Below are 383 nucleotides of genomic sequence, written 5' to 3'. Positions count from 1 at the left end.
TTGATTGAAGCTGAAGCGAATGCTCGTTTAGGAGTTGCTAACGAACCAGCAGCTAGAACTGCTCTATTCTCTTTAGTTTCTCAGCGTGATCCAAATGCTGTAATCAGCACTAACACTGGACAAGCACTTATCGATGAAATCTTGGTTCAAAGAAGAATTGAGCTTTGGGGTGAAGGATTCAACTTCCTTGATCTTAAAAGAGCAAACTTACCTTTGAAAAGATCAACTAGAGGTAGCTTCAGCCTTACTCAGGCTAGAATTACGGAAGTACCTGCTGGCGATCTGCAGTGGCAATGGTTCTTCCCTATTAGCGCTATTAACGTGAACCCTAACTTGGTTCAAAACGATTAATAAAACGATGAAGATTTAAAACCTTCACATCA

General features: G+C 40.7%; 1 protein-coding gene. It reads left to right on the top strand.

Annotation, left to right across the window (positions count from 1 at the left end; translation table 11 throughout):
• Window positions 1-351: RagB/SusD family nutrient uptake outer membrane protein (locus MB14_RS10195; protein ID WP_157716575.1), on the top strand; the 351-nt coding region annotated here is incomplete at its 5' end.
• Window positions 352-383 lie beyond the last annotated feature (32 nt).

This window comes from Roseivirga ehrenbergii, assembly GCF_001593005.1.
In the GTDB taxonomy this organism is placed as follows: domain Bacteria; phylum Bacteroidota; class Bacteroidia; order Cytophagales; family Cyclobacteriaceae; genus Roseivirga; species Roseivirga ehrenbergii.
This window is presented reverse-complemented; position numbering and strand designations above follow the sequence as displayed.